The organism is Alteromonas sp. AMM-1 (assembly GCF_047290655.1).
In the GTDB taxonomy this organism is placed as follows: domain Bacteria; phylum Pseudomonadota; class Gammaproteobacteria; order Enterobacterales; family Alteromonadaceae; genus Alteromonas; species Alteromonas mangrovi.
Map to the genome: position 1 here is coordinate 1 of NZ_JBLBUE010000074.1, position 16,525 is coordinate 16,525.

Consider the following 16,525-nt stretch of genomic DNA (forward strand, 5'->3'; position numbering starts at 1 on the left):
GATCACTCCATTCGGTGTGATATTTCTGACCAGCAGGTTTATCCGTGCGCTGGTAGGTGTGCGCGCCAAAGTAATCACGCTGCCCTTGCAACAGATTTGCCGGTAACACTGCCGTGCGGTAAGAATCGTAATAACTGAGTGCAGACATCATTGCCGGGCACGGAATACCCTGCACAGCACTTAACGCCACCGCACTGCGCCAATCATCCTGGTGACTGGCCAATTGTTCAACAAAGAACGGCGCCATTAACAGGTTAGGTAAATCAGGTTGTTTTTCGAACGCTTGTGTAATGGATTGCAGGAACACGGCGCGAATAATACATCCTGCTCGCCAAATTTTGGCTATTTCAGCAAACTGTAACGTCCAGCCTTGCTCTTTGGCAGCGCTATCCATTAACTGGAATCCTTGTGCATAGGCACAAATTTTCGAACAGTAAAGTGCGTTCTCCAGTTGGCGAATAACAGTTTCGCGCTGGCTTGCATCAATAATAGCAGCAGACGGACCAGCTAAGGTGTTGGCAGCAGCAACGCGCTCTGTTTTCAAGCTAGACAGACTGCGCGCAAAAACGGCCTGAGCAATGGTTTGCGCCGGACTACCGATTTGTAAGGCACTTACTGCTGTCCATAAGCCGGTTCCTTTTTGACCGGCTTTATCCAGGATCACATCAACCAATGGTTGTTGAGATTCAGCATCGGTTTGTTCAAGCACTTCAGCGCTGATTTCAATTAGATAAGAATCAAGCGGGCCTTGCGTCCATTTGCGAAACACCGCTGCAATCTCGGCAGGCGACATACCAAGCGCAACACGCATGACGTGATAAGTTTCACAAATCAGTTGCATATCGGCATATTCGATGCCGTTGTGTACCATTTTCACATAGTGACCAGCGCCATTGGGGCCAATGTACGCAGCACATGGCTCACCTTGCGTTACCGGCTTACCCGGCTCAGCGGTTTCAATCGGCTTGCCTGTTGCAGGGTCTACTTTCGCAGCGATTGCTTTAAGCATGGGCGCAACGCGTTGCCAGGCTTGTTCTGAACCGGATGGCATCAGAGAAGGACCGAATCGCGCCCCCACTTCGCCACCGGAAACGGCGGTTGTGAAGAATAGAAATTTATCTGCGTATTTTTGTTCACGCGCAACAGAATCGGTCCACAGGCTGTTGCCCGTGTCGATGACAACATCGTCACTGCGCAAACCAGCATCAATTAATTGTTGGCACACTGCATCTACGGCATTACCCGCTGGGATAGATAACAAAATCACCGCGGGTGATTTTAGCAATCCGAGAACTGATTCAAGGTTGTTGGCAGGAATAATTCTCGCGGGTTTACTACCGCGCTCTTTTTCGTCCTGCTGGACAATGGCATCTATGCGTCCGGCATCCAGGTCAAAACAAGCAACCTGATAACCATGATCCGCCAAATTCAGCGCCAGGTTTTTACCCATCACGCCTAACCCCACAACACCAATATCGCATGAATTGGCTTGTGCTTGATCGCCACTTGCTCGCATGAAACTGCCCTCAGACTTATGATGGGTGCGCATGATACCACTCAGGCAACGAATGAAAAGTATTAACCGTCGATTTTTACCCTTTTAGGATAAGAATATGAATATCCGTTCCACACCTGAACAGTGCAGCAACTCTAATTGACCACAAGACCCCGTCGGTTAACCGGGGTCTTAATCTTATTCAACGCGGAAAATCCGTATAGCGGAAAACCGCCAGAGAACGTCTGGCCTGTAAAAACAAATGCTGTATGCGGATATTTGGCTGTTCAGCCGGACACCGATAGCGCGTATCCAGTTTTAAAGACCAGCCCCCGGTAGGCGTAAGCAGTGGCGTATTAAAGGTCACTTCACTGTCGCTGGCATTGAAACACAGCAGCCAGTGTTCTGTTTCCTCGTTGCTTTGCGGGACACCCCTGATTTCCAGCGCAAACGCTTTGTTATTTTCGGCCTGCCAGTCAGCACTTTCTTTATCGCTGCCGTCTGGCTTGTACCAGTTCACCATACTGACGTTTGCATGCAATTGAAAAGGATCATCGGGCAAAAATGCGCTGTTTAACAACGAAGAAGTCTGGCGCAATGCAATGACGTGCTTACAATATGCCAGAAAATCCTGTTTGCGTTTGTCCAGCCGCCAGTCAAACCAACTGATTTCATTGTCCTGGCAGTAGGCGTTGTTATTGCCTTTTTGCGTGCGACTCAGTTCGTCACCGCCCAATACGTGCGGTGTCCCCTGGGAAAGTAACAAGGTAGCAAACAAGTTGCGCTTCTGCTGTTCTCTCACAGCAAGGATATTTTTATCCTGGGTATCACCTTCCACACCGTAATTTGCCGACAAATTATGGCCATGTCCGTCGCGATTTTCTTCGCCGTTTGCCAAATTATGTCGCTCGGCATAACTCACCAGATCCTGCAATGTAAAACCGTCGTGATACGTAACGTTATTCACTGATGTATTGATGTGTCGGTATTGCTTGGGAAAAATATCCCGTGAGCCCATCAGCCGTGTAGCAAAATCGGCTGTGCTACCAGCGTCACCACGCCAGAACGCACGGACTGAATCGCGAAACTTATCGTTGCATTCCAGCCAGCGCGCGCCAAACGCGCCCAGTTGATAACCGCCAGGGCCGATGTCCCAGGGTTCAGCAATCAGGACGCACCGTTTCAGTACAGGGTCTTGCAGGATCGCGCGCAGTAACCCTGAAAATGGCGAGAATTGTTGTGGATCGCGCCCCAGCGACGCGGCAAGGTCGAAACGGAAACCATCCACACCAATAACCGACACCCAATAGCGCAAGGCGTCCATAATAAGCGTAGTCATGATGGGATGTGCCGAATACACCGTATTGCCACAGCCAGAATGATTGCTGTATACAAGCTTGCCAGAAGCCGCTTGCTCCATTAAGTAAGACTGATGCGGGAAAAACCCTTTAAACGACAATACAGGGCCATCTTTCCCGCCCTCAGCAGTGTGGTTAAACACCACATCCAGTATCACTTCCAAACCCGCAGCGTGATAGGCATCCACCATGTTCATGCATTCTTTAACAGCGTGCTTTTGGCTGTAACGCGGTTCTGGCGCAAAGTAATTTACCGGGTTATACCCCCAATAATTGGTTAAGCCCTTTTGCGTAATGTACGGTTCCGGCATGAACGCCGCCAGCGGCATAAATTGCACTGACGTAACCCCTAGTCCGGTTAAATGCTTAATTATTTTTTCATGCGCCGCGCCGTTGAATTTTCCACGCTGAGCCTCTGGCACATCGGGATGAAGCTGAGTTAAACCTTTCAGATGGGCTTCATACACTATGCGTTGATGGCGCTTAATGGCTGGTTTTGGTGGACGTTGTTCAGATGCACATGCAGTGGGATCAACCACTACCGCTTTTGCCACCATAAACTGACTGTCGCCTTTATACTGTCGCTCATTCCAATGCATGGCACGACTGAGCATTTTTGCATAGGGATCGATGAGTAGTTTATCGGTGGGCGCAGTGAGTAAATTTTCCTCACCACGCTCCACGCGATAACCGTAGAGTTCACCGGCTGTTAATCCTTTGATGAACACATGCCATACATCGCCGGTTTTTGCTGGCATAACTATTTCTTCCAGCGCTTCTTCTGTGTCCGGATGAAAAAAACACAACACAACGGCCCTTGCATCCGGGCATTGCACGGCAAAGTTACACCCTTGCGGGGTGAGCGTAGCACCTAACGGGTAAGGCTCACCAACATCCACTTCCTCTACCAGGGGTTGCACCACGCTGTTCACCGCTGCTCCTATTCAAATACGATAAAGACTGTTGCCAATGGGGGTAAGGTGATCTCGATAGAATGCGGTTGATGATTCCACGAGACTGTCGTTGATTTATAATGCTTATCGCACTGATAACCACTGCCCCAATATACGCGATCATCTGTATTTAATACCAGCTTATATTTCCCTGCCTGTTGCACGCCTAAGCGAAACTTTTCACGCGGCACCGGCGTAAAATTGCTGACAACATACACCTGCTGCCTGGATGTTTGCGCTTTTCGCACAAAGGATATAACGCTTTGCTCAGCATTTTCGTGATCGATCCAGCTAAACCCTTTCGGATCATGATCGCCTTCGTGTAACGCCGGGTACTGCTTATACACAGCATTCAAATCCCGGTATAAGCGCTGCACGCCAATGTGTTTGTCGAATTGCAATAACGACCAGTCTACCGAACTATCGTGATTCCATTCCGATGCCTGGGCTATTTCGTTACCCATAAAGTTGAGTTTTTTACCCGGATGACCAAACATAAATGCAGTATAACTGCGCAGGTTTGCCGCTTGTTGCCATTCATCACCTGGCATTTTGCCTACCAGACTGCCTTTGCCATGAACGACTTCATCATGAGAAATAGGCAACACAAAGTTTTCGTCAAAGGCATACACCATGCTGAATGTCATTTCACCGTGATGATAAACCCGGTAAGCAGGATCTTTGGCAATGTAGTGCAACGAGTCATGCATCCAGCCCATGTTCCACTTAAAACCAAATCCCAGGCCGCCATCAAACACCGGGCGTGATACTTTGGGGAAACTGGTTGACTCTTCAGCTATGGTCATGGCATGCGGGAAATGTTTATACACTTCTTCGTTCATCCAGCGTAACAGGCTAATGGCTTCATAGTTTTCATTGCCACCATCCACGTTCGGGATCCATTCTCCATCGTTACGTGAATAGTCCAGATATAACATACTGGCTACCGCATCAACGCGTAACCCGTCTATATGGAAATGTTCCAGCCAGTACAAGGCATTAGCCACTAAAAACTGACGAACCGTTTGTTTGCCAAAGTCGTAAATACAAGAATTCCAGTCGGGATGCCATCCCTTACGCGGATCTTCATATTCGTAAACATGCGTGCCGTCGAACCGTGCCAGGCCGTGTCCATCTTCAGGGAAGTGAGCTGGCACCCAGTCAATAATTACACCTATACCCGCCTGGTGGCAGGTGTCTACAAAATACTTAAATTCATCCGGTGAACCAAACCGGCTGGTAGGGGCAAACAAGCCAACTGGCTGATATCCCCATGAACCGTCGAACGGATATTCGGATACTGGTAACAATTCTATGTGGGTGTACCCCATTTCCAGTACGTAATTAACCAGTTCTTCAGCAAGTTCGCGATAAGTCAGGTAACGCTGTTCAGTGTCGCGCGGACGTTTCCACGACCCCAAATGCACTTCATAAATACTCATTGGCTGCTGGTATTTATTGCTTTTAGCCGAATTTGCTATCCATTTGGCGTCGCCCCACTGGTACTGGTTGTGGTCATAAATCCGTGACGCATGTGAAGGATATTGTTCTGCCGAAAAGCCCAGCGGATCGGCTTTATGAGGAAGCTGATGCCCATGAGCATCTTTTACCTGATACTTGTAACGTTCTCCGGCTTGCAGACCCGGTACCACCAATACCCAATAGCCCATATCGGTCTTTTGCATAGGATGGCGGCGCCCATCCCAACAGTTAAAGTCACCAATCAGCGAAACCGCGGAGGCGTTCGGCGCGAATACCGCAAACCGCACAGCCGCCACGGATTGCCCACCAGCTTTAACCGTCACCAGTTGCGCACCAGCCTGACGATAGAGGTTTTGTGGTTGATGATCGATAAAATGCACAGCATGGTAAGCGTCTTGCTGAAACTGATACGGATCGCACACTTCAATAGCTTCGCTGCCCAAATGCGCACTGTAACAGTAACCTGTATCGGCACTCACCCCTTTAACCTGACCTGTGAAGAGCCCGGACACCTCACTCTCGGCTAAGCGGCCCAACGGTGTTTTTGATTTTGCATCAAGTACCGTTACGGCAGTAGCGCCCGGATACCATATTTTCAGTTCTGCACCGTGTTTATTGTAAACCGGCCCTAATACAGAAAAAGGCTGACTACATTCAGCCCTGGCAAGTTGCCCTTCATACTGCATGCATTACTCCTGCAAGGCTTGCCTCGCGGCAAGCATTTAGTTTATTGGCTGGCGTGCTGTCGGCCAGCTTGTATTCGATTTGCCAACGATACAATAGTCTCGTCGCTAAAGATATCTTCCAGGTTGCGGCTTAATTTTCTACGCCAGTTTGGATATTCCATAAACGTACCCGGCACATTAACCGGTTTATCCATTTCCAACCAGTCTTCCAGTTGCAGACTCAATAGCGCGCTGCTTCCATAAGACATATGCACCTGCATAGCCTGATTAAGCCCCCTTGTCATACCAACATAATTAACATCACGGCTAATCTCATCACCAATCATGTGGTGACCATGTAACGTATCTAAAATAGCCTGTTTGTCTTCATGACGCGACTCATACAGAGTCTGCAGTACCTCTTCGTCGGTATATAGCCCCAGCGCTTTACCCAGCTCCAGATCCAAACAATGCCAGTAGCCAATCAACGTGGGCATGTCATGAGTGGTGAGCGTTGCCATACTTTGTTGCGGATAATGTGAGGGCGAGAAATACCCGCCATCCTCGGCTTGTTCAAAGAAAAATACCCGATAGGAATACACGCCATTGTCGGCCAACTTTTGCTTTATTTCTTCAGGTACCGTACCCAGATCTTCGCCAATCACTAATGCTTCGTGGCGATGACTCTCCAGAGCAAGGATAGCCAGCAGATCATCAACCGGATAATACAAATATCCACCGTCTCTGGCATGATCACCTTTTACTACCCACCACAAACGCAGTAAGCCCATTACGTGATCAATTCGCAAGGCACCAGACGACTTCATATTGGTTGAGAATAAATCAATAATCGGTTGATAAGCCTGCTGATACAGTTTAGCGGGATCCATGGGTGGTAATCCCCAGTTTTGGCCCAGCGGACCAAGAATATCGGGTGGCGCTCCCACACTTGCACCGGTGCAATACAGCGATTTATTGCCCCAAATTTCAGCACTGCCTTCGCTTACACCCACCGCCAAATCGCGATAAATGCCAATCCCCATACCGGCATCAACCGCCGCTTGATTTGCCATTTCCAATTGCAGTGACGCCTGCCACTGTAAAAACATGTAGAACTTAACGCGTTTGGCGTACTTCTTAGCAAACACTTCTACCTGCGGATTGTGATAATCACGCCATTCTTCAGGGAACACTGGCCAGCCCCAGGCTTCTTTTCCTGCATCCTGCAGATGCTCCTGCATGGCATCGAAGGTCGCCAGCATGGCAAGACTTTCACCGCCTTCATCAACAAAGGCTTTAAACGCTTTGTTTTGGCGGGTATTCTTCTTCAGATATTGCTCAAAATACACGTCAAACAAGGGCTTAAGCGCCTGCATTTTTAACGAAGTAACACTGGCGTAATCAACGTAGTCAACGGATTTAGCCTGGTTTAACTGGCGTTGAAACGCGTCGCTCTGAACAACGGCCTGAACCGAAGCATGGTCGTAACATTCCACCGCACTCACATCAATGTACAGGTAATTGATCCAACGGCGCGAAGAAGGGCCGTAAGGGCTGCATGCATCAGGATTAGCCGGATAAAGTGCGTGAATAGGATTCAAGCCGATAAAACCGGCGCCTTGTGCGGCCGCTTTGGTGACCAGTTGCGCTAAGTCTGAAAAATCACCGATGCCCCAGTTTGCCCGGCTGCGTAAACAATATAACTGAACACTCAGGCCCCATTCTTTTTTACCTGCCTTGATGGTTGCAGGCTGATAGCAGGCAGATGGTGCAATAATCAAGCGCATAGTTGCGGCTGTCTCATCATCAATAACCAGTGCCAGTTCGTGATAACCCAATGGCAAGGACTCTTCAATATCGATTACATACTCGTGATATTCCTGCTCGTCTACTTCACCAACATTCAGTAGAGATTGCTCTACCGGAATAAAATCAGAGGTAAGTTGGGTGCCGTTTTCCTGTGTAATAACAAGCGTAAAGGTGTCATTAACCAATGAAATAGGTAAACGCAACCTGACCATTAACGGGTTGTCGTGTCTCAATACCTGTACCGGGTCTAACGGCTGTTGCCAGATATCGGCAATTTCGCTATCCAGTTGTGCTGCAATAACCTCTTCACTGCTGATGTCGTAACCAAGAGCCTGTAACAGTTTCGCTTTACTGGATTCAGAAATTGTCGCCGGGTCACCCCAGGCGTCTACATAATGAGTTTCAACGCCGCGCATTTCGACAAGCTTTTGCAAAACCTGATTTGTCATGGGTGTTTCCTGTTTAAAAAAGACTGATTGCCATTGGTAACAACATGGCTCATTTCACAATACGCTACATTATTGTAGAAGTTATTCGGGCGCGAAATTGAATACGTTTGCATTAACATGGAATGTACATTATTTATACAGTACAGCTACAAAAGCTGTAGGTTAATTTTGTAATTTTGCAACATTTTTGCATTAAAATTTTGCCTTGTCTGTAAATTTGATCCATACTTTACGTAATTATTTTTCACAATTTAACCTAATACTATAGAGGCATGTTATGACAATACGCGTTGGAATCAATGGGTTCGGTCGAATTGGCCGTCTAGTCATGCGCGCTGCTGCCAGCAGAGACGACATCGAAGTTGTTGCTATTAACGACTTACTGGACCCGGACTACATTGCTTATTTACTTAAGTACGACTCAACACACGGTATCTTCAACGCCCAAATCAGCGTTGATAACGGTCACTTAATTGTAGACGGAAAAACGATTCGCGTAACGTCAGAACGCGATCCAGCAGCATTAAAATGGTCAGAAGTTGACGTTGACGTGGTTGTTGAGTCTACCGGTTTATTCCTGACTAAAGAAACGGCCAGCAAACACCTGGAAGCCGGTGCAAAGAAAGTGGTTATGTCTGCTCCATCTAAAGACGATACGCCAATGTTTGTTATGGGTGTTAACCAGGACAGTTACGCGGGCGAAACTATTGTATCAAACGCGTCTTGTACCACTAACTGTCTGGCACCTATCGCCAAAGTACTCAATGATAACTTTGGTATCGTTGATGGACTGATGACTACCGTACACGCTACCACTGCAACGCAGAAGACGGTAGACGGTCCTTCTGGTAAAGACTGGCGCGGTGGCCGTGGAGCAGGACAAAACATCATTCCTTCATCTACTGGTGCAGCCAAAGCAGTGGGTAAAGTTATCCCTGCACTGAACGGTAAGTTAACAGGTATGGCATTCCGCGTACCAACGCCTAACGTTTCAGTAGTAGATTTAACCGTGAATCTGGCTAAGCCAACATCCTACGACGATATCTGTAAAGTAATGAAGGCTGCGTCTGAAGGTGAGTTAGCCGGAATCCTGGGTTATACCGAAGATGCGGTTGTATCAAATGATTTCGTTGGCGATGCACGTACCAGCGTATTTGATGCAACGGCTGGTATCGCACTGACAGACACATTCGTAAAAGTTGTTTCCTGGTACGACAACGAATGGGGCTACTCAAACAAGGTGCTGGACCTGGTTCAACACATTAGCAAGTAATTGATTAAATAATCAATTATTCAAAAAAGGTGCGATTTTACTCGCACCTTTTTTATTTGTAAGGCAAGATAACATAATATATTGAGTTAATTAGCCTGCCCGCCCCAGTCAAAATTAATCTGTACAACGCAACCAAGCGGAGACCGAAAGGATGCAATCACAGCACTTCCACACTGAATCCAAAAACGGAATAGAATACCTTGTCATTAATAACGATGCTGCAAGTTGTCGGATTAGTTTGTTTGGTGGTCACGTGTTGTCTTATATTCCCTCGCGCGATAACCGGGACAGATTGTGGGTAAGTCCTGTGGCATTTCTTAATGGCGAACGCCCAATTCGGGGTGGAGTACCTGTGTGCTGGCCCTGGTTCAGTGACGCGCATGGCAAGGCTAAAGGCGAATTACCCGCTCATGGTTTTTTGCGCACACAACACTGGACTGTAAAACAATCAGACAGTACCGCAACACTCAGTAAAGTAGTGCTAGTGCCCAGTTCAACCAAAGGTAAGGGCTTTGACTTTGATGCCAGCGTAGAACTGATTATAGAAGTAGGTGAAAGCCTGGTGATAACGCTAGTTACCCGTAATACGGGTGACCAAACATTTAGTTTTAACTGTGCATTACATACCTATTTTGATGTAGAAAACATCAAGGAAGTAGAACTGAAAGGGCTTTACGGCGAATACAAGGATAAGCTCGCTGATTGGGAAATATCAAATACACCAAGTCCTTACGTGATTGCTGGTGAAGTAGATCGTATTCATTTAGAGGCTATCCCCACCGTGTCGATTAATCGCAACGGCAGCGAGTTCATCCGTGTCGAATCGCAGCAACACGACAGTTTAGTGGTGTGGAATCCATGGCAAGGCGCAGCCACTATGAGCGACATGGATGCATTTTCTTACAAACAAATGGTATGTGTTGAGACGGCAATTACTCAGGGTAAAACCCTGGCGCCTGGCGAATTTTGCGCTATGCGCCAGCAAGTCTGTTAGCTTTGAAACGTCAAGTTTCTTTACAATAATTTAATCTTATCGATGAAAATCGTTTTTTCATCGTAAATGAAAACCAATAAACTATTGTTATTAAATAGAAAAATTAAAATCATAAAATATTGGTCTGCACTTTGCTTATCTACAGGGACGGCTAGCAGTAATAAGTATCAGTGTAGTAATTTATTTAGCCTCTATTTTGAAATTAGACGGAACTGAGTTCATCTCGGAGGACAACATGAAAAAAACAGCAATAGCCTTATTGGCAGGCTTAGGGTTATTAATTTCAAACGCAGCAAATGCTCACCTTGTCGCATTCGGTTGGAAAGACCAGGGCAACGGCACGGTTGTATTCTACGGCCAACATTGGCACGGTAATCAATCCTCAGCGTATTCTGATAACGGCGGTGTACGTATTGGTGTATGGGATTCAAACTTATCGGCTGCAGCACAAGCAACCAACACCTGGCAATTATTCCAGTGGACTGGCTTTATCAATGATATGGGCGGCACTGCCGCTCAGAATGATGCGCTGGTTACCAATGGTATATTGGATGGTTGGGCACCAGACACTGGTAATTTTGGAAATACTTCAAGCGACAACGACTGGTTTTACACCATACCGTTTGTAATTGGTAACGGTACATGGGGGCTATTCACAGGTACTAATTGCTGTGTAGACACCATGACGGTGCCCGGAGAGTTTACTTTGACTGGTATTTCATCTGTACCGGATGGCACTGGTCCAGGTACTGCTCCACCTTCAACTGCAAGTGCCCCTGGTACATTCGCGTTACTGGGCCTGGGTTTAGCCGGTCTGTTGGCACGTCGCAAGTTTACTAAATAAGACACTTATGTCGCAGTGCCATGTAGTTTATATGGCACTTCAAAACAAAAAAGCCGTGATTTTTATTAATCACGGCTTTTTTTGTGTGGATAATCACTTACTGGATATTACTGCTTAGCACCCGCTACAGCTTCTTTCGCAAGTTCAGTAATACGAGCCCAATCTCCACTGTTGATCGCGTCGTCTGGAGCGACCCATGAGCCGCCAACACACTTCACGTTCTTCAGTGCCAGGTATTCATTGTAATTCCCCAAACCAATACCACCCGTTGGGCAAAATGTAATATCAGGGAATGGACCGCTAATTGATTTAATGGCTTTTACGCCGCCAGATGCTTCAGCCGGGAAAAACTTGAGGTGCGTATAACCAGCATCTTTCGCTTTCATCAGGTCTGACGTAGATGAGATACCTGGGATCAATGGAATTTCACATTCCTGACCGGCTCTAAGCAAATCATCTGTCATTCCAGGACTGATAGCAAATTTTGCGCCTGCTTCAACCACAGCTTTAAGTTGCTGCGCATTTGTTACCGTGCCAGCACCAATTAGCGCATCAGGTACTTCTGTTGCGATCCGTTTGATTACGTCAAGTGCTGAAGGCGTACGCAGTGTCACTTCCAGCACTTTAATTCCACCTGCCATTAATGCATGTGCCAATGGGACTGCTTTTTCTACATCATCAATTACCAGTACTGGTACTACAGGTCCCGCTGCAAAAATGTCAGCTGGTGAACATTTCCAATTTGTCATAGAGTCAACTCGCAATCTGTTGTTGTAAATACGCTGATGCACCTAATAAACCATGGTCAGGTTCATTAATCAGGTATGTTGGTATAGGTTGTACGTAGTGTTTCATGCGCCCTTTTGCTTCGAATCTCGCTCTGAAATCACTTTTCATAAGCAAGTCGGTAAAGCGGGTAGCAATGCCGCCACCAATAAATACACCGCCGGTAGTTGCAAGATTCAGTGCCAGGTTACCAGCAAAGCTTCCCATTATCCGGCAAAACTGCTGTAAAGCGGCTAAACAGATATCACACTCACCACGCAATCCCTTTTCTGTGACCTGCGCTGGCTCTGTCACATTTAACGGCTCACCGGCTTCTAATGCTAACGCTTGGTATATGTGTAGCAATCCCCGTCCGGAAAGTACATCTTCTGCAGATACTCGATCTAATTTGCTGTTCAGGTAACGCCAAATCACCAAATCTGTTTCATCAACGGGCGCGAAGTCCACATGGCCACCTTCACCGTCGAGTGTAGTCCAGCCTCTTTCAGACAGTTGCATGTGCTCAACACCCAGGCCGGTGCCAGCACCAAACACTACAACGTTGCCTTTGGGATTTGCCGTGCCATTGCCGATCTGTACCAATTGCTCACCGCTCAATACAGGCAGAGAGTGCGCAACAGCAGTAAAATCATTGATGACAAACAATCGCTCGAGCTGCAGTTCTTCAGTTAACGCACGTTGGGAAAACACCCAGCTATGATTTGTCATTGCTACCTGGTCACCGGTTACGGGACAAGCAATTGCAATACAGCCTGCAGAAAACGATGTATTTACATCGGCAAAATACTGCTTTAGCGCTAAGCCAATAGTGGCAAAGTCGTTACACAAGTATTTGCGAATATTAGTCAGACCGTCGGTTGTTACAGTAGCGACACGAATATTCGTGCCACCTACATCCGCTACAAATCGCGCGCTCATACACGTTGCTCCTGGTCATAAAACAAGGTACAAGCGCCCTCTTCTGCCCCGGTAATTACACCGCGCATACCACCAAACATCTCGCGACCCATGCCTTCGTGCTGAGCAGTAAGATCAGCCACTTTAGCACTGCGTTTAGCTAACGTCTCGTCGTCAACACACAATGTGAGTTCACCCGTAGCGGTATTAAGCTCAATAATATCGCCAGTCTCAACTTTAGACAGTAAACCACCCAAATAGGCCTCAGGTGTGACATGGATTGCCGCCGGTACTTTACCTGACGCTCCTGACATACGGCCGTCTGTAACCAGTGCAACCTGATAACCACGATCCTGCAATACGCCTAATGGCGGCGTTAAGCGGTGCAATTCAGGCATACCAATGGCAGCAGGGCCCTGGAAGCGAACAACCACTATGCAGTCTTTATCTAAATCGCCGGCTTTGAACGCGGCATCCAGCTCATATTGGTCTTCAAACACCACAGCCGGTGCTTTAATGTGGCAATGCGGTGAACGAAGTGCAGACGTTTTAATAACCGCACGTCCCAGGTTCCCGCTCAGTACACTTAAGCCGCCATCGGGCTTGAATGGCTCAGAAACTGAGGCGAATACCTGTTTGTCATGCGATTTAACCGGACCATCACGCCAAACCAGCTCACCGTTATCCAGAACAGGCTCTTTGGTGTACTGCTCGAGACCATCACCACAGATTGTTTTCACGTCGTTGTGAATCAAGCCATTATCTAACAGTTCTTTGAACAATAACGCCATGCCACCTGCCGCAACAAAGTGATTGATATCAGCCGATCCATTGGGATAAATACGCGTTAATAACGGTACGGCATTAGACAACTCTGAGAAGTCATCCCAATTCACAATAATGCCTGCTGCACGGGCAACAGCTATTAAGTGCATGGTATGGTTTGTTGAGCCACCGGTTGCCAGTAAGGCAACAATACCGTTAACCACGGCTTTTTCGTCAATGATATGGCCAATAGGCGTATAGTTGTCACCCAGGTCTGTTAAACGGGTAACCTGGCGAGACGCAGCACGTGTCAATTCGTCACGCAGCACTGTGCCTGGATTCACAAACGAAGAACCAGGCAAATGCAGCCCCATTACTTCAACAACCAGCTGGTTGCTGTTTGCCGTTCCGTAGAACGTACAGGTACCCGCTGAGTGATAAGACTGCGACTCGGCTTCTAACAGTTCATCGCGTCCGGCTTTACCCTCTGCATATGCCTGACGCACACGCGCTTTTTCTTTATTAGGCAAACCACTGGGCATCGGGCCGGCAGGCACGAAAACTGTAGGTAAATGACCAAAACTCAACGATCCAATCAGCAATCCGGGCACGATTTTATCGCAAATACCCAGCATCATTGCACCGTCGAACATATTGTGAGACAACGCAACCGCTGCACTCAGTGCAATTACGTCACGACTCATCAAACTCAGTTCCATGCCTGGGTTACCCTGGGTAACACCATCGCACATGGCAGGCACACCGCCCGCGAACTGAGCAACGCTACCCACAGCCTTCACAGCGTCCTTGATGATTTGAGGATAGCTTTCATAAGGTTGATGAGCAGACAACATATCGTTGTACGAAGAAACGATCGCAATATTGGCTTTCGTCATACTGCGCAGATCTGATTTTTCTTCCTGGTTACAGGCAGCAAAACCATGCGCCAGGTTTCCGCAGGATAACACGCCACGATGTGGTCCCTGACGGCGGGCTTTGTCAATCTTAGCCAGATACGCCTGACGGGTTACACGGCTTCGTTCGATAATTCGCTGTGTTACGTCATTAATTTGTGAATTCATGCTATTCTCCTACGGCGCCCATTTCAGTGTCACCGTCGCAGCATTAATTACTGCTACGATGGGCTTTTGTGTCGCTGTCGCATTGGCCAGCGCATCTTTCAATACTTCGCGTTTTTTCTCACCCGTGAGGTGCAGAAATATGTTTCGACTTGCAACAATGGCTGGCAGTGTTAACGACATACGTTGGTGAGGAGCCGTAGTTGGCTGAGTAGCAATGCACACCCGCCCACTGTTCATGTCCAGACCCGCCTGTAACTGTTCGCTGCAAGGAAACAACGACGCTGTATGTCCATCTTCGCCCATGCCCAGAATAAGCACGTCAAATGGTTGCGCCATGGTTGCAAGGCGAGCCTCACAAGCCAACACGGCGTCAGCTGCATCGGATTCAGCTGATTTCATTTCCACAAAGCGCGCAGCAGCGGCTTTACCCACTAACAGATTCTGCTTTACCAAACGGGTATTGCTGGCATCGTCCTGCTCATCAACCCAACGTTCATCTACCAACGACACGTCAACTTTCGACCAGTCGATATCAGCCTCACAAAGCGCCTGAAATAAGGGTAACGGAGTACGGCCACCGCTCACTAACAGACTGGCTTTACCACGCTGGGCAATACCCTCTGACAGCAGTTTGGCAATGTCGTCAGCAAATGCTGTATTTAGCGCTGACGCGCTTTCATATAACGATTCAATTAACGCCATAACTACTTTTTCTTGGTGGTTTTAGTGATTTTACTTTCATACCAGCTACGATTTTCACGCGCCAGCAGACCGATAGACGCCACAGGGCCCCAAGTGCCCGCCTGATACGGCTCTGGCGGCTCGTTGGTGTGATCCCAGGCAGCCAGAATCGAGTCGACCCATTTCCATGCCTGTTCAATTTCATCACGACGAACGAACAACGCCTGGTTACCTAACATTACTTCAAGCAGCAGTTTTTCGTATGCATCAGGAATACGCTCATCAGAGAAAGCCTCTGAGAAACTCAGGTTAAGCTTGGATTTTTGCAGATCCATTGACCCAGAACTGGTTAAACCCGGTACTTTGTTCATTACCGTAATTTCAACGCCTTCATCTGGCTGTAAACGGATAACCAGTTTGTTAGGCGGCAGGTCTTTGAAGCTGTCGCTGAACATATTGTGCGGCTGGCGTTTAAAGTAAATAACAACTTCAGACACCTTAGTTGGTAAACGCTTGCCAGTACGAAGATAAAACGGTACTCCCGCCCAGCGCCAGTTGTCGATTTCCGCCTTTATAGCAACAAACGATTCCGTTTTACTCACTGTATTAGCGTCATCTTCTTCAAGATAACCGGGCACTTCCTTACCCTTAACGAAGCCAGCAGTATACTGACCGCGAACAGTAACATTATTCACGTTAGCAGCGTTGATAGGACGCAACGCACGCAGAACCTTCAGTTTTTCGTCACGAATACTGTCAGCATTAAGCGTGGTGGGCGGTTCCATCGCTACCAAACTCAAAATTTGCAACAAGTGATTCTGTACCATGTCGCGCATTTGGCCGGCATCATCGAAATAACCCCACCGCCCTTCAATACCTACAGACTCAGCAACGGTAATCTGCACGTGATCAATGCAGTTGTGATCCCAGTTGGTGGTAAAAATAGAGTTAGCAAAGCGCAACGCAATCAGGTTAAGAACGGTTTCTTTACC

12 protein-coding genes are annotated in these 16,525 nt (G+C 47.7%); 3 read left to right on the forward strand and 9 right to left on the reverse strand.

Annotation, left to right across the window (positions count from 1 at the left end):
- The 4 genes from gndA to malQ all read right to left on the reverse strand — a co-directional run.
- A partial coding sequence (gndA, locus tag ACLR2L_RS12350; protein ID WP_413368519.1) for an NADP-dependent phosphogluconate dehydrogenase occupies nt 1-1,516 on the reverse strand: 1,516 nt, incomplete at its 3' end.
- Nucleotides 1,517-1,697: 181 nt separating this feature from the next.
- Complete coding sequence (gene glgX / locus ACLR2L_RS12355; RefSeq protein ID WP_413368510.1) at nt 1,698-3,785, reverse strand: glycogen debranching protein GlgX; 2,088 nt, start codon at nt 3,783-3,785, stop codon at nt 1,698-1,700.
- 8 nt (nt 3,786-3,793) lie between these two features.
- Nucleotides 3,794-5,974 carry a 1,4-alpha-glucan branching protein GlgB gene (gene glgB, locus ACLR2L_RS12360; protein WP_413368511.1) on the reverse strand — a complete coding sequence of 727 codons (2,181 nt, stop codon included), beginning with the start codon at nt 5,972-5,974 and terminating at the stop codon, nt 3,794-3,796.
- 41 nt (nt 5,975-6,015) lie between these two features.
- On the reverse strand, nt 6,016-8,211 hold the full coding sequence (malQ, locus tag ACLR2L_RS12365; protein WP_413368512.1) for a 4-alpha-glucanotransferase: 2,196 nt from the start codon (nt 8,209-8,211) through the stop codon (nt 6,016-6,018).
- Between the two features lie 277 nt (nt 8,212-8,488).
- On the opposite strand from malQ, the gene gap reads away from it, so the two are divergent.
- The 3 genes from gap to ACLR2L_RS12380 all read left to right on the forward strand — a co-directional run bounded on the left by gap (nt 8,489) and on the right by ACLR2L_RS12380 (nt 11,322).
- Nucleotides 8,489-9,484, forward strand: coding sequence for a type I glyceraldehyde-3-phosphate dehydrogenase (gene gap, locus ACLR2L_RS12370; protein ID WP_140956834.1), 996 nt, complete (start codon nt 8,489-8,491; stop codon nt 9,482-9,484).
- 151 nt (nt 9,485-9,635) lie between these two features.
- A complete protein-coding gene (locus ACLR2L_RS12375) occupies nt 9,636-10,478 on the forward strand; it encodes a D-hexose-6-phosphate mutarotase (protein WP_413368513.1) in 843 nt (280 codons plus the stop codon).
- Between the two features lie 235 nt (nt 10,479-10,713).
- Nucleotides 10,714-11,322 (forward strand): PEP-CTERM sorting domain-containing protein, encoded by a 609-nt coding sequence (locus ACLR2L_RS12380; protein WP_413368514.1) that lies wholly within the window; start codon nt 10,714-10,716, stop codon nt 11,320-11,322.
- A 107-nt stretch (nt 11,323-11,429) separates the two neighbouring features.
- Here ACLR2L_RS12380 and ACLR2L_RS12385 read toward each other — a convergent pair whose 3' ends face one another.
- From ACLR2L_RS12385 to zwf, 5 genes are all read right to left on the reverse strand, one after another.
- On the reverse strand, nt 11,430-12,071 hold the full coding sequence (locus ACLR2L_RS12385; protein WP_140956831.1) for a bifunctional 4-hydroxy-2-oxoglutarate aldolase/2-dehydro-3-deoxy-phosphogluconate aldolase: 642 nt from the start codon (nt 12,069-12,071) through the stop codon (nt 11,430-11,432).
- A gap of 4 nt (nt 12,072-12,075) precedes the next feature.
- Nucleotides 12,076-13,026, reverse strand: a complete 951-nt coding sequence (gene glk / locus ACLR2L_RS12390) for a glucokinase (protein ID WP_413368515.1) — start codon at nt 13,024-13,026, stop codon at nt 12,076-12,078.
- Nucleotides 13,023-14,852 (reverse strand): phosphogluconate dehydratase, encoded by a 1,830-nt coding sequence (gene edd, locus ACLR2L_RS12395; RefSeq protein WP_413368516.1) that lies wholly within the window; start codon nt 14,850-14,852, stop codon nt 13,023-13,025. Before edd ends, glk begins: the two co-directional genes overlap by 4 nt.
- 9 nt (nt 14,853-14,861) lie before the next feature.
- Complete coding sequence (gene pgl / locus ACLR2L_RS12400) at nt 14,862-15,554, reverse strand: 6-phosphogluconolactonase (protein ID WP_413368517.1); 693 nt, start codon at nt 15,552-15,554, stop codon at nt 14,862-14,864.
- Nucleotides 15,555-15,556: 2 nt separating this feature from the next.
- The coding region (zwf, locus tag ACLR2L_RS12405; protein WP_413368518.1) for a glucose-6-phosphate dehydrogenase at nt 15,557-16,525 on the reverse strand (969 nt) is incomplete at its 5' end.